The sequence below is a fragment of the Halomonas sp. N3-2A genome (assembly GCF_002216165.1).
GTDB lineage: Bacteria > Pseudomonadota > Gammaproteobacteria > Pseudomonadales > Halomonadaceae > Vreelandella.
Genome location: NZ_CP022286.1, coordinates 3,763,213 through 3,782,709, shown reverse-complemented (window position 1 = coordinate 3,782,709; position 19,497 = coordinate 3,763,213). Strand labels below are relative to the sequence as shown.

Sequence of the window (19,497 nt, the reverse complement as noted above, 5' to 3'; positions counted from 1 at the left end):
CTGGTGGTTGGTAGATACAGTACTATACCAGGGTGATGGCAACGATTTGTATGAGGGCAATTTGCATATTATTCACGTTAACCTTGCCAAAGGTTTTCGCGGTGGAGAACGCCAGACAGTGCTGCTAATTCAAGCCTTGCAACGGCATGTAGGTCAGCAAACGCTGGTATGCAGGAGAGATTCTCCATTGCGTGATGAACTTCAATGCATTGAGAACTTAAGATTCGTGGATGCTAACCAGCAGATGGCTGGGCATAGGCAAGCCGGCCGCGCATCTGTGGTGCATGCTCATGAAGCTAAAGCGGTGCACTGGGCGTGGTTGCATAAGCGTATATACGGTACACCCTATGTGGTGACTCGCCGAGTGGATACACCCATTAAAGATAAATGGGTGAATCGACTGTTCTATCGTGATGCAGATCGTTGTGTCGCTATTTCATCGATTATTCGGCAACAGCTATCACACTGGAATAAGAGTGAAGTATTGACGATTCCGAGTGCGATGACGGGATTTACCGCGGACGCCCAAGTTGCTGCTCGCTTTCGTGCCAGCTATCCAGGCCGCTTTATTGTCGGCCATATTGGTGCATTAGTTGATCGTCACAAAGGTCAGCGGGTACTACTTGAAGCTGCAGAACGATTACAGCATAGCTATCCCGAAGTGCTGTGCGTTTTTTTTGGCCGAGGTGAGGATGAGGAAGAGCTTCGCTTGGAAAGCAGTCACTTAAAAAATGTTGTATGGGCTGGCTTTAAGCCTAATATTGGTGATTTTATTCCAGCGCTGGATCTGTTTGTTTTTCCGTCTCGCAACGAAGGTCTAGGCTCAGTTCTTTTAGATGTTATGGATGCAAACGTGCCTATTGTTGCTAGTAATGTTGGCGGCATTCCTGATTTAATTAAGCATGGTGAAACAGGTTTTCTAGTAACACCAGGAAGTAGTGAAGAAGTCGAGAGTTGGATAATAAAGCTAGCAAAAAATAAACAGATGAGAGAGTCTGCTGTTGAGAATGCACGTCTTCTTTTAGAGCTTTATAGTAAAGAAAAAATGGCTGAAAGTTATCTCGATGTCTATAAGGGAATTGTTTTTAAATGAACGACTTTTTGAAAGTTAAATGCATCGCTATATTTTTACATAATAGGCCTTTTTTTGGTGCATATGTAGTTCATATTCCTTTTTTAGTCGCTGTTAAGGAAAGGTATCCAAATGCTAAATTGGTGGGTATCTCTAAAAATTCAGGGGCAGACTTCCTAGTTGAAGCGGGTTTTTTAAACGAACTTGAAGTGATTGACGGCTTTAGCACCACCAGCTTAAGTAGGAAATATAATTTCGATATTGGTTTTAACTTGCGTCCCTCTAGTATTGGGACTTCTCTGCAAATGTTGAAGCTGCGAATTCCTTATAGAATAGGATTCAAAAAATTTGGAGCGTTTTATACGCACTCGGTACCTCTTGATGTAACTACCTACAGGGCAGACCTTTTCTTGTCACTGCTAGAGATATCATCAACATTAGATATTGCTCCCTGTTTGAAAAAACAGATTGAGTCTGATGAAGTATTAAATAATAAAATTGTACTTGCTCCTGGTGCTGGGGGCGAAGAAAAAAAATGGTCGCTTGCTAATTATATTCAGCTAGCAAGAAAGATTTCTGAGTTAAGATCAGAGACGATTGTTTTTCTCACAGGACCAAAAGAAGAAGAGGAAAAGAACATCCTTGAGCAAGAAGGGTTTGCTGTTATTCATAGTCCTGATGTAACTACTCTTTTTAGATTGGTAAATAGTTGTAAACTATTTGTCAGTAACGATTGTGGCCCCTCGCATGTCGCTCATATAATGGGAGTGAATCAAGTGGTTGTTTTTAAAGAGTATTTATCCGAATGGTTTCTTGAGAGAGATAACAGTGGTTATGTTTCATCACAAGCAGACCTTTCATCAATTACTCCTGATGAGCTAATAAACTGCGTATCGAAAATTCTCGCGTGTGATGTTGGCGCTGAAAAATAAAGGTTAACGGTTATAACCTTTTAATATGATGGGCAGCACACTATGGCAATGGAATTTTTTTAGTGACCTTGCTAGGCGGTTTATATTGTGTTCCTGCCACTTACCTGGTGGCCGTTGGCGGCAGCGGTCCAGATCAATCAGCCAGGGTTCGCCATGGGGGTCGATCAAGATATTGCGCGCATTTAGATCAACATGATCAAGGCCTGCTTGATGGAAGCGCTTGATCATTGCGCCAACGCGCTGAAGTAACGCCTCATCTGTTTCCCCTGCCGCCAATAAGCTAGCCAGCGCCTGAGCGCCTGGAATCCTAACGGTGATGAGTGCCGCTTCATACGTAGGGCCGTAACGCATAACACAGCAGGCAACGGGGCGTGGCACTGGCAGTCCCTGGTCATACAGCGCAGCGTTTAAGCGCAACTCGCGAAACGCACGGGTGCGCTCTTCACCCAGCCATAGATAGCGTTTCTCGCTTAGCTTGGCGATCAATCCACCGCGGCGATAAGGTCGCAATACCCACTGTTCTGAATCACTGGCCTTTAAGAAGAAACTGCTACCCCTTCCTGGTGCTTCCCCGACGATTAAATTACGCTCACGCCAATAGGCCTGATGGAATAGATCAGGATGAAGTGGGTGTGACTGCCCTTGAGACCGTTGTTGCGATCGTTGTTGAGATCCATGTTGCGACAGTTGGTGTGACGTGGCAGCGTCACTTAAACTGTCTACATCATGTAAAATCAGCCAATTTCTTTGCCGGAGTGCCGCTAAGCGCATGAAGCCCTCTCTGCCTGCTCAACCTAACCATATTGCCATTTTGCGCCTCTCCGCGTTGGGAGATGTGTGCAATCTTGTGCCCACGGTGCGTGCGTTGCAGCGCCAATGGCCGCACGCTCGCATTACCTGGATAATCGGCAAGGGGGAGCACAGTTTACTGGCGGGGCTTTCTGGGGTCGAGTTTGTTGTCTATGACAAGTCCACCGGTCTTGCGGGCATGCGTGCCCTGTGGAAAGAGCTGTCCGATACTCGCTTTGATGTACTGCTGCACATGCAGCAAGCGATACGCGCCAGCGTGCTTTCGCTTGGCCTCAAGGCCAATGTACGCGTGGGCTATGATAAGTCGCGCGCCAAAGACGCTCAGCATTGGTTTACACAGCATCAGCTTGCGCCACATTCTAACGCCCATGTGTTGGAGTCGTTTATGGACTTCGCTCGCTTGCTCGGCGTAGAAGATGATCGATTGGAGTGGAATCTGGCCGTACCACCGCTGGCCTATGAAGAAGCCCGAGGGGTCAGTGGCGATACGCCATATCTGGTCATTAATCCTTGCAGCAACGCACGGCTGCGCAATTTCCGCAATTGGTCAGTGGAAGGCTATGCCAGCGTGATTGAACATGCTTGGGTACACCATGGTCTGAAGAGCGTGTTGACCGGTGGGGGGAGTTCATTAGAGCGAGAAATCGGCGATCAAATTGAGGCGCTATGTCAACCGGATAGCGTTATTAATGCTATCGGTGGTACATCGCTCAAAGGCGTACTGGCGTTGATTGACAATGCCCGTGCCGTCATTGCCCCCGACACGGGGCCGGCGCATATGGGGAATGCCATGGGCACGCCCACACTTGGTCTCTATGCGACCACCAATCCTCAGCGTGCCGCGCCTTATTGTTGGCGGGATTTTGCAGTCAATGCTTATCCCGAAGCGGTTCGTACGTATCTGAATAAATCCGTCGATGAGGTTAGCTGGGGACAGCGAGTACGCCATGCGGATGCCATGGATTTGATCAAAGCCGACGACGTGATTGCTAAGCTAGACGCGCTGCTGGCGTATACCGCAGTGCCGCCAACAACAGGACCTTTGGATGAGAGTTGATTTAACCGCCCTGGAACATGCCCGCGTATTGGTGGTGGGGGATGTGATGCTCGACCGCTACTGGCATGGTGGCACGTCGCGTATTTCACCCGAAGCGCCGGTGCCGGTGGTGCGTGTCGAAGATGCTGATGATCGTCCCGGTGGCGCAGCGAACGTGGCACTGAATGTGGCCTCTCTAGGCGGCCACGTTGCCCTGGCAGGTGTGCTGGGAGAGGATGAGAACGCCGAGCTGCTGACGTCACGTTTGGCATCGTCGAATGTGAGTACTTACTTTCAACGAAGCCCAGAGATACCAACGATTACCAAGCTGCGTGTGATGAGTCGTAATCAACAGCTACTGCGGCTGGATTTTGAGCAGCGCCTCGATGGTGTCGATACCACTGCTCTGCTGGAGCAGGTCGAAAAAGCGCTGCCTGATTGCGATGTGATGATTCTTTCTGACTACGGTAAAGGAACGCTTAACCAGGTCGAGTCGCTGATTCAGATGGCGCGTGCTTTCGGCAAGCGAGTGCTGGTCGATCCGAAAGGCCAAGATTTTAGTAAATATCGTGGGGCGAGTTTAATTACGCCTAACTTAACCGAGTTTGAAGCGGTGGTTGGTCACTGTGCCAACGACGATGTTCTTGCCCAGCGCGGAGAAGCGTTGCGCGCCGAGCTTGAGTTAGAAGCGCTGCTGATCACTCGCAGCGAAAAAGGTATGACGCTTATTCGTGAAGACCACGCACCGCTCCATTTACCCACCCGCGCCCAGGAAGTGTTCGACGTAACCGGCGCAGGCGATACCGTGATTGGCCTGATGGGGCTCGCGCTGGCATCAGGCCATGCATTGCCAGAAGCGATGATGCTGGCCAACTTGGGGGCGGGCTTGGTGGTGGCCAAACCGGGAACGGCGACGCTCTCGATAGCCGAGCTCTACACCGCGCTACACGGCGACAAGCTGGCTGAATTTGGGGTGATTGACCAAGTCCCGCTGGTCGACGCCGTGCGGGCTGCCCAGCTGCGTGGCGAGCGCGTGGTGATGACCAATGGCTGCTTTGATATTCTTCATGCAGGACACGTGGCCTACTTGGAACAAGCCAAACGCCTGGGGGATCGCCTCATCGTTGCGGTGAATGATGATGCCTCTATTGGCCGTTTGAAAGGCCCTAAACGGCCAATCAATCCGCTTAACCGTCGCATGCAAGTACTAGCTGGGTTAGGCGCTGTCGATTGGGTCGTGCCATTTAGTGACGATACTCCCCAAGCGCTAATTGAAGCTGTTTTGCCGGATATTTTGGTGAAAGGTGGCGATTACCGCCCTGAAGATATTGCAGGAGGGGAGGCCGTTATCGCCAACGGTGGCGATGTAAAAGTACTTGGCTTTGAAGATGGCGTATCGACCACCGCAATGATTAGCTCCATCCTGGATCGCGAGGGCTAATGGCGTCGCCGATTTGGCCTCGGCTTGTTTATTCAGCGGTGCTTTATATGTTGTCGCCGCTGATTGGCTGGCGTATTTGGCGTGAGCAAGTACTTACTTACTCGCGCTTGCAGCGGCTTGGTATGCGTTTGGGTAAGCTTCCCCCTGGGCCGCGAATTTGGTTGCACTGTGCCTCGGTGGGGGAAGTGCGCGCTGCCCGTCCCCTAATAGAGGGTTTGCTGGCGCGTTACCCTCAGCACAGCCTGTTGTTGACCACAATGACCGCGACGGGCGCTCAGCAAGTTCAAACACTCATCGGTGAACAAACCGCGCCGGATCAAGTAAGGCTTGCTCACTGCTTTCTCCCTCTGGATTTTCCGGGAGCGGCCAAGCGTTTTATTACCCGCGTGCAGCCCACTCTTGCCATTCTGTTTGAAACCGAACTGTGGCCCAACCTGTTGCACGCTTGCCACCAACAAGCAGTGCCTGTCGCGGTCGTCAACGGGCGGTTATCGCCACGAGCCTTTGCACGCTATCAGCGCTTGCGTTCGTTAATGGCGAGTGCATTAGCTAACGTCACATGGCTGGCTGCTAAATCTGCCCAAGATGCTGAGCGCTTTCAGGCACTGGGTTGCCGCGCAGCAGTAACTCATGTTGTTGGATCGTTAAAATTTGAGGTGCCTTCTCAGGAAAAGGCTCTGGAAGAGAGTAAGTGCTTACTTCAAGTCTGGGGCGCTCGCCCAGTGTGGGTGGCAGGTTCCACCCGCGACGGGGAAGAAGCACTGCTCTTGGAGGCCCATCGTCAGCTATTGCAGCGCTTTCCAACAGCGTTATTGGTATTGGTGCCGCGACACCCGCAGCGTTTTGACGAAGTGGCCAAGCTGTGTGCCCAAGGCGGCTGGGCACTCAGCCGTCGCAGCCAGCAGCAGGCCGTGACGCCACAAACGCAGGTTTACCTGGGGGATACGCTAGGTGAGCTGGCAACGCTGTATGCAGCAGGGCATGTGGCCTATGTTGGCGGTAGTTTGGTACCGCTGGGCGGTCATAACGTACTGGAGCCTGCGGCGTTGGGTAAGCCAGTGCTCTGTGGCCCTTCACTTGACAACTTTAGCGATGTGGCTGAGCCGCTGTTAGCGGTAGGTGCGTTAAGCGTGGTGGAAACACCCGATGCCTTGGCCGACGCGCTAGCCGAGCGGCTGGCAACGCCATCATTTGCTTTGCAAATTGGGCAGGCTGGGCGAGAGGTCGTTGAAGCCCATAGAGGCGCATTGGCGCGCACGCTCGATGGGCTTAGTCAGTGGTTAACGTAACGCGGTTCGTTCCACGCCGTCCGTCTTACCTAACAGCAGTACATCGGCACCGCGCTGGGCGAATAAACCGTTCGTGACGACGCCTACAATGGCATTAATACGCGCTTCCATGGAGGCTGGGTCGTCGATCATAAAGTCAAAACAGTCGATAATTTGATTGCCATTATCGGTGACTACCCCTTGCCGATAGACGGGGTCAGCACCTAGCTTGACCAGCTCCCGAGCGACGTAGGAGCGTGCCATCGGAATAACTTCTACCGGTAGCGGGAAGTTGCCAAGTTGGTTCACGTATTTCGAGCCATCGGCAATGCAAATAAATCGCTTGGCGCAGGCGGCGACGATTTTTTCGCGGGTTAGGGCGGCGCCACCCCCTTTAATCATTTGTAAGTTAGCGTTTACTTCGTCTGCACCGTCGATGTAAAAAGGGACATCGCCAACATTGTTCAGCTCGAATATCTCAATACCTAGTGCCTGTAGGCGCTTAGCACTGGCTTCTGAGCTGGCAACGGCCCCTTTGAAACGATCTCTTAGCGGGCCTAAACGATCAATAAACAGGTTCGCTGTTGAACCTGTGCCAATACCTAGCACGGTATCTTTTTCGAGATGAGGCTCAATCTCTTTAACCGCAGCATCCGCTACGGCCGCTTTCAATTCATCTTGGGTCATCATATTTTCCTGCGTCAGGGTTAGGCAGTGTTCCCTAGTATAACGGCCTTAGCGTCCACTGCCGATGGAAACGCCGCTAGACGACGCTAGGCGTAATCTGCTACCAATAAAGGCTTTGCTCTCTCCCGTCAGGGTCACGTTATTTTTTTGGGATTCCCGCATGCTCGAAGCAACCGTCAAAAAGATCCTCCAAGCCCGCGTTTATGAAGCCGCTTGTGAGACCCCTATTTCACCCGCTCCCTTTTTGTCGCGTCGTTTCAATAACCAAATTTTGATTAAGCGCGAAGATCTTCAGCCAGTGTTTTCTTTCAAGATTCGTGGTGCTTACAACAAAATGGCCCAGCTAACTGAAGAGCAGAAGGCCAAGGGCGTGATTGCAGCATCGGCGGGCAATCATGCCCAGGGTTTGGCTATGGCAGCCAAGCTGATGGGGGTGAAGGCGGTTATTGTGATGCCGCGTATTACGCCCGATATTAAGGTTCAGGCAGTACGTGCCCGCGGCGCTAAGGTTATTTTGAAAGGTGATGCATTTGCTGCTGCTGCTGAGCATGCTCAAGAATTGATTAAAGAGCATGGCTATACCTATATTCCGCCGTTTGATGATATCGATGTGGTCGCAGGTCAGGGCACCATTGGTGTTGAAATTCTGCGCCAGCACAGCGGCCGTCTAGACGCTATTTTTATTCCTGTCGGTGGCGGCGGCTTAATCGCAGGCGTCGCGGCGTATGTGAAATATCTGCGCCCAGATATCAAAATCATTGCCGTAGAAGCCGAAGACAGTGCCTGTTTAAAAGCCGCGCTAGAAGCCGGGGAGCGGGTCGTGCTGGATCAAGTTGGCGTGTTCGCGGAAGGGGTCGCCGTCGCGCAAATCGGTGAAGTGCCTTTTTCTTTAGTACGTGACTTAATCGATGACGTTATCACGGTGAATACCGATGAGATGTGCGCTGCGGTGAAGGATATCTTTGAAGATACTCGCGCCGTCGCAGAAACGTCTGGGGCGCTTTCGCTAGCTGGCTTGAAGAAATATGTGCAGCAAACCGGTGCTGAAGGCGAGACGTTGATATGTATTAACTCTGGCGCGAATACTAATTTTGATCGTTTGCAACATATTGCGGAACGCACCGAGCTGGGTGAGCAGCGTGAAGCGATATTGGCGGTGACCATTGCGGAAAACCCAGGCAGTTTTAAAAAGTTTTGCCGCACGCTGGGCAAGCGCATGGTCACCGAGTTCAGCTATCGCTATGCAGATAATAGCGAGGCTCATATCTTTGTGGGTGTTCAAGTTAAACCGGGTGGGGAAGACCGCCAGGCGGTGATTGATAAGCTTCGTGAAGCTGGCTATCAGGTTGAAGATTTGACCGACAATGAGCTGGCGAAGCTACATATCCGCCATCTTAGTGGTGGTCGGCCCAGCGAGCGCTTTGAAGAAGAGCTCTACCGCTTTGAGTTCCCGGAGCGCCCTGGTGCGCTAATGAACTTTTTAACCCAGCTACCCCATGACTGGAATATTTCACTGTTCCACTATCGAAATCATGGTGCTGCCTATGGTCGTGTATTGGTCGGTATGCAAGTGCCGAGCAGTGATCAAACCCATGTTGCAGAGTACTTAGATGCGATTGGCTACCGTTATTGGTGGGAGAGTGATAACCCAGCGTATCGGCTCTTCATGGCGTAAATAATTGTAAGTACTTACTAACCCCAGGATGCAGGGCTGTTAAGAAAAGTGAATTTTTGAAAACGTTTAATGGCGTATTAAAAATAGCACTGAAAGCAGTTGTCAGTCCTCCCCTATAGCCCTATAGTCGTGGGCGAAATTAATGAGGTGCGTCATCTTTTTAGCAACATTGTCTAGATGACGCATTAAGGACATTTGGCAACCGTGAAAGACGTTGGAGATGAGGCATGCGGCGTAAAAAGCCTGATATGGTGATGGCGCTAACAGTGGTGTTTTTACTTGGAGTACTCGCCACTGGATACGCGCAAGCGCTATCGGGGAGTTAACTTACTAAGTTGATCACAGCGCTTTCAGCGTAAACGCTGCGCCAAACTAGTCGAGGTTGATATTTAAAACGGGCTGATCATTAAGATCAGCCCGTTTTAGTTGGTCGAATAACCCTTGTGTCACTAGCTATCACGTCCAACGGAATATCCCAAGGTTCGATGGGGAGCGCATCCACCTGTTGGCAGGCGTGAGCAACGCCTATGAGTGTCGGTGCAGGCCCTTGGCGGCGCATAAAAGCGAGGCTGCGATCATAGAAACCACCTCCCATGCCCATGCGATTTGCTTGCTTATCAAAACCTACCAGCGGAACAATAAGCGTATCTAGCGCCCAAGCTGGCAGGCGATTGCGCCTATCGGCGGCAAATCGTGAACAGGGCTCTGCGATGCCAAAACGGTTTTTAACCATGGGGGTAGATTCGCGGTAGGCAACAAACCAAAGGCGATTAGTCGAAAATGGGCGCAATACCGGTAAGTAAATACTTACTTTTCGCTTTCGAAGCCAAGGTATTAATGGTGTCGGGTCTATCTCGCCGTTAACCGGTAAATAAAGGCTAATGCGTTTCGCACGACAAATTTCAGGCAGCCCTTTAAGGCGCTGGCAAAGGGCGGTAGCGGCTTGTTTTTGCTGATCTAGGGAAAGGGTGCGGCGTCTGCGTCTAAGCTCACGACGAAGCGCAATTTTATCGCCGAATGTACTGCGGGCAGCAGTATCGTTCATAACGAGCTACTCGTGATGAGCTAATCAAGACTAAGTGTTCCCCAGAATGCCGCTGTCGTTCTGGCCCTGAACCTACTGGTTCAGGTGGGTGGCCGCAGCCAAACCGTCAGGCTTTCCGACGCACGGACATGCACACGGGTTTGGCTAGCATTTGGCCCCCTGGGTACTTCGCATAGGCTCGAGGGACTATAACGACTGGCGTACACCCCAGAGAACATCTCTATCCTAACAGAGCCAGTGGTAATGCCAAAGAGCCGACAGCAGGTTCTTACGGTTCTTTTTGCTGGCGTGTATCCGCTAGTGCCCGTTCAAGGCGGTCGTTTAGGCGGTTCAGGTTTGCTTCGCTCGCGCGGTGCTCATCCATAATTTCAAGCAACTCATGGGTGATATTCAGCGCTGCCATCACTGCAACCCGCTCGCTGCCAAGGGCATTGCTTTGGGCGTGAATGCCATTCATCGCGCGATCTAAATAGCGAGCAGCACGTTCCAGCTTAGCTTCTTCGCCAGTGTCGCAAGCAATCATGTAGCTGCGACCCAGTAGGGTGATTTCTTTGGTTGGCCGCTTCGCGTTACTCATCAAAAACTCCGGCACAGGTCATTTTATTGACCAATGCGTTAACATCGCTGCATAGGAAGGATAGTTGGCGTTCACTATAAGAGAGCCGCTTATGTGGGGTCAACGCACAGGCGCGCGCGCCGTAAGATTCCTTCTGCGGTTTAACACCCTTAGCGATGTTGTTACGACGACTTCATTCCCCATTTTGTATAGCGAGCAATGCCCATGTCCCTAATCAATGAACGCCAGGATTTTTCTGACGTCGCGGATGTTTTTCTTCTGCATGGAAGTATGCAGTCGCCCGCGTTTTTGGATGGCCGCCTAAGTGGTCTGTTAGCACTGCGTGATGTGACGGCTGAAGCATGGCTAGAAGAGGTATGCCTAAGCTTAGGGGTCGAGCAGCCGCGAGATCCTGCTAGCGCTGAACGCTTACTAGGTTGGCGGCGTCAAACGCTGGAGGCATTGAGCGCCAGCGATTTGAATTACACACCGCTGCTACCCGATGAGCTTTTTTCACTCGCCGAGCAAGCCCAGGGGCTAAAAGAGTGGACGCTGGGTTTTATGGAAGTCGTTGAAGACGTGGCTGATGAAGCGCTACGCGAACGTTGGTCTAAGACGCTTCAAGAAGCCATCGAGGATCTCGCAGGACTCGTACAGATCGAAACCGATATCGAGGATAGTCCTGAAAACGAAAATGATCTATTTGCGCTGACGGAACACGCGCGTATGGCGGCAATGTTGCTCTACACCGAGCAGCACCCAGGAATGCCCCAGGTTGAGCAGACCGACGCCCCCGTTCATTAATACAGGAGTTATCTATGTTACCTGAGTTACTGCCTCGGCCCGCCGCTATTGCGCCTGCAGAGTACCGCCAGCGCCGAGAAGCGCTCATCGCCCAACTGCCTGCCAATGCTGCGCTAGTGGTGCCAAGCGCTGCCTTGGTAACGCGCTCTCACGATAGCGAATACGCGTTCCGCCAGCAGAGTGATTTTTACTACTTAACCGGCATTCAAGAGCCCGATGCGTTGCTTGTAGTGCTGCCTGGGCGCGAGGCAGGCCAAAGCGTGGTGTTTTGCCAAGACCGCGACGCCACTATGGAAGCCTGGACAGGTAGACGGCTAGGAGCCCAGGGCGTTGAGGCTCAGCATGGCATTGACCAAGCGTTTGAAAATGCTCAGCGGGAAGAGCTGTTACCAGGTCTATTGGCAGGCCGCGAACTGCTCTACCTGCCGTTAGATAATCCCGAGGCGCTGAATATTGCAGAAGAGGCGTTGGCCTGCGCTCAAGCTGGCCTACGCCGAGGTAAGCCAGCATTGAAAGGATGGTTGGATAGCCGCCCGCTTATACATGAGATGCGCCTTATTAAAAGCCCTGCTGAAATTTCCTTAATGCGCCATGCGGCCGCTATTTCAGCAAAGGCGCATACGCGTGCGATGCGTGTCTGCCATCCAGGGTTAAGCGAGTATCAGTTGCAGGCAGAGTTAGAGCACGAATTCGTTTGGCAAGGTGCTAGCGGGCCTGCGTATAGCACCATTGTTGGTGGTGGCGTTAACGCTTGCGTGCTGCACTATATTGAGAACAGCGATACGTTGCAGGCCGATACACTTGTGCTGATTGACGCAGGGGCCGAGTTCGACCTCTACGCTGGGGATATTACCCGTACTTTCCCGGTTAATGGTCGGTTCAATGACGCTCAGCGGGCGCTTTATCAAGTGGTGCTAGATGCGCAAGAGCGTGCAGTGCACGCCGTCAAGCCGGGAGCCACGCTGGCGGATATTCACCAAGGGGTCGTGAGTGATTTAACCGCTGGGCTGATCGGTCTCGGGTTGTTAGAGGGCGATGTGCAGGCGCGCATTGACGATGAGAGCTATCGGCGCTTCTACCTGCACTCTACGTCCCATTGGTTGGGGTTAGACGTGCACGATGTAGGAACTTATCGGTTGGATGAAGAGACGCCGCGCCTGCTAACCGAAGGCATGGTCGTCACGATTGAGCCTGGTTTATACATTCCCAGCGATGATGATATTCCTGCCGCTTACCGCGGAATTGGAATTCGTATTGAAGATGATGTCGTGGTGACCCGCGATGGGCACGAAGTGCTTACGTCAGACGTGCCGAAGCGAATTGCTGATATAGAGCAATTAATGGTTAATAAATAAGCAGTAAAATTCCATTGATATTTGTTTATGTAATTTACATTACGAAATTACATTTGCTGGGTTTGGTTTATCCGTAGGAGATGACAATGCATGGGACTCAGCAGGTAAGACAGCAGCAAGCAGCTACGCTCACCCACGATATCGTTATTGTGGGAGGCGGGCTGGTCGGTGCCAGCTTAGGCTGCGCGTTGGCGCCGTTGATTGAGCGCTACGGCTGGCGTGTGGCAATTGTTGAAGCGGCTGCCTTACCTGAAAACGCTGAGAAGTCAGCGTGGCAGCCAAGCTTTGATGCCAGGGCCAGTGCTATCGCCGAAGGCTCTGCCCAACGCTTTCGCCAACTGGGTGTTTGGGAGGCGATGCGCAGTGAAGCTACCCCGATCAAGCGCATTCATATCAGCGAGCGCGGTCGTTTAGGTGCCACTAGGCTTAGCGCTCAGGAGCTGGGAGTGTCGGCATTGGGGCATGTCATTCCTAATGCTTGGATGGGGCGTGTGCTGCATCACCATCTTCAGCAACTGCCGATTGAGTGGCACTGCCCTGCAACGGTGGCGCAACTAATGCCACAAGCTAACGGCCACCGCATGGTGCTTTCCGATGGCAGTGAACTAACGGCAGCGCTGACTATTCTCGCCGATGGCGGGCGATCTGGACTGAAAGAGCAGTTGGGCATCAGTAGTCGCCACCGCTCTTACGAGCAAACAGCCGTCATTGCCCATGTCGGTATTAGCCAGCCCCACGAGGGGGTTGCCTATGAGCGCTTTACAGCAGAGGGGCCGATCGCACTGCTGCCACTGCCTGGCCAAGCGATGGAGCTGGTCTGGACGCATGCCAGCGGCACAGAGCAGGCGCGACTAGCGCTCTCCGATTCGGCGTTTTTACGCCAGCTACAAGCTGCCTTTGGTGATCGAGTCGGGCGTTTTACTCGGGTGGGGCAGCGTTTCAGCTACCCACTTTCGCTGATTACCGCGGAAGAGCCCGTTCGACCTGGGTTGGCGGTGTTGGGAAATGCTGCCCATGCGCTTCACCCGGTAGCGGGGCAGGGGTTTAACTTGGCACTGCGCTCAGTGATGGATCTGGTCGAAGCACTAGCCCAGGGCGCTCAGAACCAGCGTGCTCTTGGTGATATGGACATGCTACTCGCCTTTGAGCAGCGTCGTGCGCAAGACCGAGCCAATGTCATTCGGTTTAGCGATGGGTTAGTGCGTCTATTTGGCTATTCGCTGCCCCTACTGCCGCATGCCCGAGCCGCTGGCCTGGTGGGGCTCAATTTAGTGGGCCCGCTTCGCCGCAGCTTGGCACGCAGAGCAATGGGTCTGGAGCGCTGATGCAACAAGTAGCTAAGGGAACGTTATGAAAACGCAAACAGCGGCAATAGATGTGCCGGTTGAACGTTTTGACGCGGTGATCGTAGGCGCCGGAATGGTCGGCACGGCGCTAGCAGGGCTGCTGGCTAACGCTGGGATGCAGGTGGCGTTGGTAGAAACCAAAGCAGCACCACTGCGCTTAGATGCCTTTGGCGACCATCCGCCTGCCCCCAGGGTGAGTGCACTGACGCCGGTTTCTCAGCGGCTGCTCTCGCATTTGAAGGCATGGCCCGCGATGGCTGCTACTAGGGTAACGCCTTACCGTTATATGCAGGTGTGGGATGCAGAAGGCAGCGGTAGCATCCATTTTTCCGCCGATGAAGCAGGTGCGCCCGTACTTGGGCATATTGTTGAAAACGATGTGACATTGGCCGCGTTAAATGAGCAGGTGCTAGCGCTGCCTTCCGTTAGCACTTTCTTTGGAGTGGGCGTGGAGGCTTTGCAAACCTCGGATAACGGGCGTTGGTTAGTGCTGGATGACGGCCGACAACTGAGTACGCCCTTATTAATTGCTGCCGACGGTGCACGCTCCACCATGCGTGAATTGGCAGGGATATCAGTGGCCGAAGAGTCTATGCAGCAAGAGGCTGTCGTTACCACAGTAAGGTGTGAAAAGTCCCATGGCGACACGGCTCGTCAGGCTTTTATCGCTGGCCATCCACTGGCTTTTTTGCCGTTAACAGTGGGCGGTGATGACCGCTACTGTTCGATTGTCTGGTCGACCACGCCTGAGCATGCACATCAACTTACATCGCTCTCTAGCGAGGCGTTGGGGCAGGCGCTAAGTGAAGCCTTTGACTACCGTTTAGGTCAGGTGAGTGCCGTCGATACGGCCTATCGGTTTCCGCTGATTCAGCGCCACGCCGCTCACTACGTGCAGCCTAATTTTGCCTTGGTGGGCGATGCTGCCCATAGCATTCACCCGCTAGCGGGGCAGGGCGTTAACCTAGGATTTATGGATGCGGCAGTGCTGGCTGAGGAAGTGATTAATGCATGGCAGCGAGGAGCCCCTTGGGGGGCGCTGACAACGCTCAGCCGCTACGAGCGGCGTAGGCGCCTCGATAACAGCGCCATGCTAGGGCTGATGAAAGGGTTTAAAGTGCTTTTCGGTAGCCAAGTGCCTGCATTGACGCTGGCGCGCAATATGGGGATGAGTGGTATGAATCAGTTGGTGCCGATAAAACGACTGGTGATGCGGCAGGCAATCGGAGAGCGAGGACGCCTGCCGCAATCGTGTCGTTAACGGCGCCGACGATCCACCACGTTCAATGCTTTGAGTAAGTTCAGCGCTTCACTGAGCTGATAGTCCTCGCGCAGGCGCTGAGACATTTCAGTCCGCTCCCGGGGCATTGCGTCTTGGCCGCTTAGATGACCATCAAGATCAGCTTCGCGGATTTGACGTTGCCCCTCAGCCACTTCCAGCCGGCCGCGTACCACTTCCACGTCAGGCTCGATACCTTGTGCTTGGATTGAGCGCCCATTGGGGGTGTAGTAAAGCGCGGTTGTCAGCTTAAGACCTTCGCCATTGCCAAGCGGCATGATCTGCTGCACGGAGCCTTTACCAAAGCTTTCGGTGCCCATTATCACCCCGCGGCGCTGGTCTTGAAGCGCCCCGGCGACAATTTCAGCAGCCGAGGCGCTACCACTGTTTATCAGTACAACGAGCGGAACATCACCAGCGGGTGTCTCTGGCGATGCCGAAAACGACATTTCGGTGTCAGAAAGACGCCCTTCGGTGTAGACAATTAGTCCTTCATCCAGGAACAGGTCGGCAACGCCAACGGCGGCCTGCAAAACGCCACCTGGGTTATTGCGTAAATCGAGAATGAGTCCCTCAAGTGGCTGCTCTCGGGCCATGCGCTCTAACGACCTATGTGCCTGCTCTGGGGTGCGCGACTGAAACTGGCTAATTCGCAAGTAGCCATAGCCTGGCTCCAGCACTTCATGCTTAACGCTTTCATTGCGAATTACTTCGCGCGTTAGTGTGAACTCACGCGGAGACTCCTCACCCGCCCGCAAGACGGAAATACGCAGTTGGCTACCCGGTTCGCCACGCATCAGGTTAACCGCCTCTTGAAGCGATAAGCTGTCGGTTGGCGTTCCATCGATAGCCACAATCACATCGCGGGATAACAGGCCCGCTCGTGAAGCTGGTGTGTCATCGATGGGGGTAATAACTATTAGCTGCCCGTTTTCTGTGCCTACTTCAATGCCAATACCGCCAAACTCACCCTGGGTGGATTCGCGCAGGCTTCGGTACTCTTCTTCGTCTAAATAGGCTGAATGGGGATCTAGCTCGCTGAGCATGCCTCGCATGGCATTACGCAATAACGTGCGGTCGTCAACCTCTTCGACATAGCCGCGTTTAATGCGCTCAAACACCTCAGCAAAGGTCTGGATCTCTTCAAGCGGTAGGTCATCAGCAACGCTATTTGCAGACTGAGCCATTAAGGGGAAAGGAGCAGTCAGCAGTACAAGCGGGAGCAGGGTAGCCAAAAAGCGCTTGGCAGGGGCCGATACCTTGGTAACAGATAGCGTCATGCGGACTCCGCTAGGCGAAAGGCAGCGCCAGAAGGCGCTGCATAAGTTGAGACATGATTGTTAATTCATAGGAGTCAGCTTATCCCGTCAGCGGCGTGCAATCCAACGTTGTGGATTAATTGGTTCACCGCTACGCCGCACTTCGAAGTAAAGCGCGGGGTTGGTCTGCCCGCCGCTGTTGCCGACACGTCCAATTTCAGTGCCACGGCTTACTTGTTGGCCGGGCCGTGCACTAAATTGTTGCAAGTGAGCATAGAGCGTCATGATCTGATCACCGTGATCAATAATCAGCAGGTTGCCAAAGCCACGCATCCAGTCGGCGAATACCACGCGGCCCGTATGAACGGCTGTTACTGCACTGCCCGAATCTGCTCGAATCACGATACCGTTATAGTGCACGCCGTCTCTACGCTGAAAGGTTGCCGTAATGGCTCCTTGCACGGGCCAGGGTAAATCGCCCCGCGTGCGGGTGATGTGTGTGGTCGGTGTTGGCTCGGCTAAACGAGCCAGCTCCGCTTGTATCGCCCTTAGCTGCTGTTCGGCCTGCTCACGGCTTTGGTTAAGATCGGCTAAGCGGTCCTCTTCGCTGCCATAGCGGTCATCCAGGGTCGCTACGACGCCACGCCGCTCCTCGGTTCGCTGAGCGAGTATAGCGCTTTGCTCTTCTAGCTCGTCGGCTAATGCATCAAGGCGCGTTTGACGCTCGCTGAGCGCTTGCTCGGTATCTGCCAGTGCGTTGTCGAGGCGGCTTATATCCGTAAGGCGTTGCTGACGCGCCTGAGTCAGGCGATTTAGATACGCCTGCATTCGGTCTAGCTCGGCTGGATCGCTTTGATTTAGGAGCAGTTTCAACTGGGGTGTTGGCCCCAGTCGATAAAGGGCTGCCAGCTGTTGGCTCAGCGCAGCGTATTGCGCTTCACGCTCACCTTCCAAGCGCTCTCGGTGCTGGCGAAGTTGGGTCGTTTCGTCGGCCAGTTGACGGCGCTCAGCCTGAAGTTGATCCAGGCGCTGGTGAGTCTCAGCGAGCTCCGTTTCCACATGGCGCAGCTCACGCTCGGCGCTATCTCGCGCTTGCCCGGTCGCACTGAGGCGCTGGGCAGCCGCTTCGATCTCCTGGCCAATCGCATCCAACTGCTGGCGCGCGGCATTTTCATTTGGCTGGGCTAAACTTGCTGGCGCATAACCTAACGCCAGCATGAGCGCGACAGCTAACGTCCATCGCATCAGCATCAATCAAAATGAATCAGTGGGTTACCTGTCATTGCTTCGGGCTGTGCCTGGTTCATCATGGTTAACAACGTCGGCGCTAAATCGCACAGTCGTCCATCTTCCAGCCGCCCATTCTGCTCTCCCACGTAAATCAACGGCACCGTAAAGGTGGTGTGAGCTGTTTGCGGCGCGCCTGTTTCCGGATGCACCATCTGTTCGGCATTGCCATGGTCAGCTGTGATCAGGCAAGCACCACCGGCACGTTCAATAGCCTCTACTACCCGGCCAACGCAAGTATCAACGGTTTCAATCGCTTTTACCGCGGCGTTGAAGTCACCGGTATGGCCAACCATGTCGCCATTGGCATAATTGCACACTATTAAGTCAAAGCGACCACTGTCGATAGCGTCCACCAGCTTATCGGTGATCTCAAAGGCGCTCATCTCGGGTTTTTCGTCGTAGGTTTTAACGTCACGGGGGGAGGGCACTAAAATGCGCTCTTCGCCTGCGTACTCGGCTTCATTACCGCCGGAGAAGAAAAAGGTGACGTGGGGATACTTTTCTGTTTCTGCAATGCGTAGCTGAGTTAGGCCTCGTTTAGCAACCACTTCCCCCAGGGTGTCGGTGAGATCAGAAGGGGGAAAGGCCGCTGGGGCTGGAATGTTGGCGGCGTACTGGGTCATCGTGACTAAACCGTCGCCAGCCAGCGTAGGGCGTACACGCCGCTCAAAGCCGTTAAACTCAGCTTCAGTGATTGCGCGGGTTAATTCGCGGGCGCGGTCGGAGCGGAAATTAAGGAAAATAGCTGCATCGCCGTCTTGGAGCGTAATGGCGGTGCCATTCAGCGGAATACTGCTAGAAGCGACAAATTCGTCGGTTTCGCCGCGCTGGTAAGCGTCGCGCAGGGCGGTTTCAGCGCTGGAAGCGATAAAGTCAGCGTGGCCATCGGTCAGCAAGCGGTAGGCTTGCTCAACCCGCTCCCAGCGGTTATCACGGTCCATTGCATAAAAGCGGCCAATGACTGAGGCAACAAAGCCATTGTCGGCACCCACCAGCTCTGCCAAACGTGCATTAGCACGCTCGATCGAGCGGAGCGCACTTTGCGGCGGCATGTCGCGTCCGTCTAAAAACGCATGGATAAAAATGCGCTGCGCGCCGCGTCGGGCAGCAAGCTCAGCCATGGCAATAAAGTGATCTTCGTGGCTGTGCACGCCGCCGGGAGAAAGCAGCCCAAGCAAGTGGACAGCATGGCCATTGGCAACGGCCTCATCGATGGGCTTGGTCAGTACCTCGTTGGTGTCTAGGTCGCCGTCTTCAATTGCTTTGGTGATGCGGGTGAAGTCCTGGTAGACAATGCGTCCGGCACCAATATTCATATGGCCTACTTCAGAATTACCCATCTGCCCGTCAGGCAGGCCCACATGGCGACCATCGGTGTGCACAAAGGCGTGCGGGCGATGGGCCCACAGTTTGTCCATGTTGGGCGTATTAGCTGCGGCCACTGCGTTGTGGGCGCTATCGGGATTGTGGCCGTAGCCATCTAAAATGATTAGCGCCACGGGGCGCGGTGCAGTTGTAGCCATGAAAACCTCGTTATGTTGGTCAGCCAAGCGACATGAGGTGCTGTTTGAAACGTTGGTGAAGGTTGCTCAAACAGTTTTCAGACAACACCTTATAATCAGGGTCGCGACAGGCGCGCGCA

17 protein-coding genes and 1 other RNA gene are annotated in these 19,497 nt (G+C 53.5%); 10 read left to right on the top strand and 8 right to left on the bottom strand.

Annotated features, from left to right (window positions below):
• Positions 1-61 precede the first annotated feature (61 nt).
• Both CEK60_RS17705 and CEK60_RS17700 read left to right on the top strand, forming a co-directional pair.
• Positions 62-1,093: a glycosyltransferase family 4 protein gene (locus CEK60_RS17705; protein WP_089040111.1), complete on the top strand. Its 1,032-nt coding sequence runs from the start codon at positions 62-64 to the stop codon at positions 1,091-1,093.
• A complete protein-coding gene (locus tag CEK60_RS17700; RefSeq protein ID WP_089040110.1) occupies positions 1,090-2,004 on the top strand; it encodes a glycosyltransferase family 9 protein in 915 nt (304 codons plus the stop codon). The genes CEK60_RS17705 and CEK60_RS17700 overlap by 4 nt, the downstream gene beginning before the upstream one ends.
• Positions 2,005-2,007: 3 nt before the next feature.
• Here the strand turns inward: CEK60_RS17700 and CEK60_RS17695 are convergent, their stop codons facing one another.
• Entirely contained in the window at positions 2,008-2,775 is a 768-nt protein-coding gene (locus CEK60_RS17695) for a 3-deoxy-D-manno-octulosonic acid kinase (RefSeq protein WP_089040109.1), read from the bottom strand.
• On the opposite strand from CEK60_RS17695, the gene CEK60_RS17690 reads away from it, so the two are divergent.
• Genes CEK60_RS17690 through waaA form a run of 3 tightly spaced genes read left to right on the top strand, consistent with a single transcriptional unit; the run spans position 2,774 to position 6,580 of the window.
• Positions 2,774-3,871: a glycosyltransferase family 9 protein gene (locus CEK60_RS17690; protein WP_089040108.1), complete on the top strand. Its 1,098-nt coding sequence runs from the start codon at positions 2,774-2,776 to the stop codon at positions 3,869-3,871. The two genes, CEK60_RS17695 and CEK60_RS17690, sit on opposite strands and share 2 nt — an antisense overlap.
• Positions 3,861-5,291 (top strand): bifunctional D-glycero-beta-D-manno-heptose-7-phosphate kinase/D-glycero-beta-D-manno-heptose 1-phosphate adenylyltransferase HldE, encoded by a 1,431-nt coding sequence (gene hldE / locus CEK60_RS17685; protein ID WP_089040107.1) that lies wholly within the window; start codon positions 3,861-3,863, stop codon positions 5,289-5,291. Before CEK60_RS17690 ends, hldE begins: the two co-directional genes overlap by 11 nt.
• Entirely contained in the window at positions 5,291-6,580 is a 1,290-nt protein-coding gene (gene waaA / locus CEK60_RS17680) for a lipid IV(A) 3-deoxy-D-manno-octulosonic acid transferase (RefSeq protein ID WP_089040106.1), read from the top strand. The genes hldE and waaA overlap by 1 nt, the downstream gene beginning before the upstream one ends.
• Here the strand turns inward: waaA and rpiA are convergent.
• The gene (gene rpiA, locus CEK60_RS17675) at positions 6,572-7,246 is read right to left on the bottom strand and encodes a ribose-5-phosphate isomerase RpiA (RefSeq protein WP_038479984.1); all 675 of its coding nucleotides are present in this window, start codon (positions 7,244-7,246) and stop codon (positions 6,572-6,574) included. The two genes, waaA and rpiA, sit on opposite strands and share 9 nt — an antisense overlap.
• A 160-nt stretch (positions 7,247-7,406) precedes the next feature.
• Between rpiA and ilvA the strand changes: the two genes are divergently transcribed.
• On the top strand, positions 7,407-8,921 hold the full coding sequence (gene ilvA / locus CEK60_RS17670) for a threonine ammonia-lyase, biosynthetic (protein ID WP_038479987.1): 1,515 nt from the start codon (positions 7,407-7,409) through the stop codon (positions 8,919-8,921).
• A gap of 412 nt (positions 8,922-9,333) precedes the next feature.
• On the opposite strand, the gene CEK60_RS17665 is transcribed toward ilvA, so the two are convergent.
• From CEK60_RS17665 to CEK60_RS17655, 3 genes are all read right to left on the bottom strand, one after another.
• A complete protein-coding gene (locus CEK60_RS17665; RefSeq protein WP_089040105.1) occupies positions 9,334-9,966 on the bottom strand; it encodes a 5-formyltetrahydrofolate cyclo-ligase in 633 nt (210 codons plus the stop codon).
• Between the two features lie 34 nt (positions 9,967-10,000).
• Positions 10,001-10,183, bottom strand: a non-coding RNA gene (gene ssrS / locus CEK60_RS17660) — 6S RNA.
• A 51-nt stretch (positions 10,184-10,234) separates the two neighbouring features.
• Positions 10,235-10,543: a cell division protein ZapA gene (locus tag CEK60_RS17655; protein WP_089040104.1), complete on the bottom strand. Its 309-nt coding sequence runs from the start codon at positions 10,541-10,543 to the stop codon at positions 10,235-10,237.
• Between the two features lie 204 nt (positions 10,544-10,747).
• On the opposite strand from CEK60_RS17655, the gene CEK60_RS17650 reads away from it, so the two are divergent.
• The 4 genes from CEK60_RS17650 (at position 10,748) to CEK60_RS17635 (ending at position 15,288) form a co-directional block, all read left to right on the top strand.
• Entirely contained in the window at positions 10,748-11,326 is a 579-nt protein-coding gene (locus CEK60_RS17650; protein WP_089040103.1) for a UPF0149 family protein, read from the top strand.
• A gap of 14 nt (positions 11,327-11,340) precedes the next feature.
• The gene (pepP, locus tag CEK60_RS17645; protein ID WP_089040102.1) at positions 11,341-12,681 is read left to right on the top strand and encodes a Xaa-Pro aminopeptidase; all 1,341 of its coding nucleotides are present in this window, start codon (positions 11,341-11,343) and stop codon (positions 12,679-12,681) included.
• An 86-nt stretch (positions 12,682-12,767) separates the two neighbouring features.
• Complete coding sequence (gene ubiH, locus CEK60_RS17640; protein WP_089040101.1) at positions 12,768-14,006, top strand: 2-octaprenyl-6-methoxyphenyl hydroxylase; 1,239 nt, start codon at positions 12,768-12,770, stop codon at positions 14,004-14,006.
• Between the two features lie 25 nt (positions 14,007-14,031).
• Entirely contained in the window at positions 14,032-15,288 is a 1,257-nt protein-coding gene (locus tag CEK60_RS17635) for a UbiH/UbiF/VisC/COQ6 family ubiquinone biosynthesis hydroxylase (RefSeq protein WP_089040100.1), read from the top strand.
• Here CEK60_RS17635 and CEK60_RS17630 read toward each other — a convergent pair.
• The 3 genes from CEK60_RS17630 to gpmI all read right to left on the bottom strand — a co-directional run bounded on the left by CEK60_RS17630 (position 15,285) and on the right by gpmI (position 19,378).
• Positions 15,285-16,586 (bottom strand): S41 family peptidase, encoded by a 1,302-nt coding sequence (locus CEK60_RS17630; RefSeq protein WP_089040099.1) that lies wholly within the window; start codon positions 16,584-16,586, stop codon positions 15,285-15,287. The genes CEK60_RS17635 and CEK60_RS17630 overlap by 4 nt on opposite strands.
• Before the next feature lie 87 nt (positions 16,587-16,673).
• Positions 16,674-17,810 carry a murein hydrolase activator EnvC family protein gene (locus tag CEK60_RS17625; protein ID WP_089040965.1) on the bottom strand — a complete coding sequence of 379 codons (1,137 nt, stop codon included), beginning with the start codon at positions 17,808-17,810 and terminating at the stop codon, positions 16,674-16,676.
• 5 nt (positions 17,811-17,815) lie between these two features.
• Positions 17,816-19,378 (bottom strand): 2,3-bisphosphoglycerate-independent phosphoglycerate mutase, encoded by a 1,563-nt coding sequence (gene gpmI, locus CEK60_RS17620; protein WP_089040098.1) that lies wholly within the window; start codon positions 19,376-19,378, stop codon positions 17,816-17,818.
• Positions 19,379-19,497 lie beyond the last annotated feature (119 nt).

Excerpts from the sequence above, each read along its gene's own strand:
- CEK60_RS17700 (WP_089040110.1), top strand. The coding sequence starts at position 1,090 with ATGAACGACTTTTTGAAAGTTAAATGCATCGCTATATTTTTACATAAT.
- CEK60_RS17690 (WP_089040108.1), top strand. The coding sequence starts at position 2,774 with ATGAAGCCCTCTCTGCCTGCTCAACCTAACCATATTGCCATTTTGCGC.
- CEK60_RS17695 (WP_089040109.1), bottom strand. The coding sequence starts at position 2,775 with ATGCGCTTAGCGGCACTCCGGCAAAGAAATTGGCTGATTTTACATGAT.
- hldE (WP_089040107.1), top strand. The coding sequence starts at position 3,861 with ATGAGAGTTGATTTAACCGCCCTGGAACATGCCCGCGTATTGGTGGTG.
- waaA (WP_089040106.1), top strand. The coding sequence starts at position 5,291 with ATGGCGTCGCCGATTTGGCCTCGGCTTGTTTATTCAGCGGTGCTTTAT.
- rpiA (WP_038479984.1), bottom strand. The coding sequence starts at position 7,246 with ATGACCCAAGATGAATTGAAAGCGGCCGTAGCGGATGCTGCGGTTAAA.
- ilvA (WP_038479987.1), top strand. The coding sequence starts at position 7,407 with ATGCTCGAAGCAACCGTCAAAAAGATCCTCCAAGCCCGCGTTTATGAA.
- CEK60_RS17665 (WP_089040105.1), bottom strand. The coding sequence starts at position 9,966 with ATGAACGATACTGCTGCCCGCAGTACATTCGGCGATAAAATTGCGCTT.
- CEK60_RS17655 (WP_089040104.1), bottom strand. The coding sequence starts at position 10,543 with ATGAGTAACGCGAAGCGGCCAACCAAAGAAATCACCCTACTGGGTCGC.
- CEK60_RS17650 (WP_089040103.1), top strand. The coding sequence starts at position 10,748 with ATGTCCCTAATCAATGAACGCCAGGATTTTTCTGACGTCGCGGATGTT.
- pepP (WP_089040102.1), top strand. The coding sequence starts at position 11,341 with ATGTTACCTGAGTTACTGCCTCGGCCCGCCGCTATTGCGCCTGCAGAG.
- ubiH (WP_089040101.1), top strand. The coding sequence starts at position 12,768 with ATGCATGGGACTCAGCAGGTAAGACAGCAGCAAGCAGCTACGCTCACC.
- CEK60_RS17635 (WP_089040100.1), top strand. The coding sequence starts at position 14,032 with ATGAAAACGCAAACAGCGGCAATAGATGTGCCGGTTGAACGTTTTGAC.
- CEK60_RS17630 (WP_089040099.1), bottom strand. The coding sequence starts at position 16,586 with ATGACGCTATCTGTTACCAAGGTATCGGCCCCTGCCAAGCGCTTTTTG.
- CEK60_RS17625 (WP_089040965.1), bottom strand. The coding sequence starts at position 17,810 with ATGCGATGGACGTTAGCTGTCGCGCTCATGCTGGCGTTAGGTTATGCG.
- gpmI (WP_089040098.1), bottom strand. The coding sequence starts at position 19,378 with ATGGCTACAACTGCACCGCGCCCCGTGGCGCTAATCATTTTAGATGGC.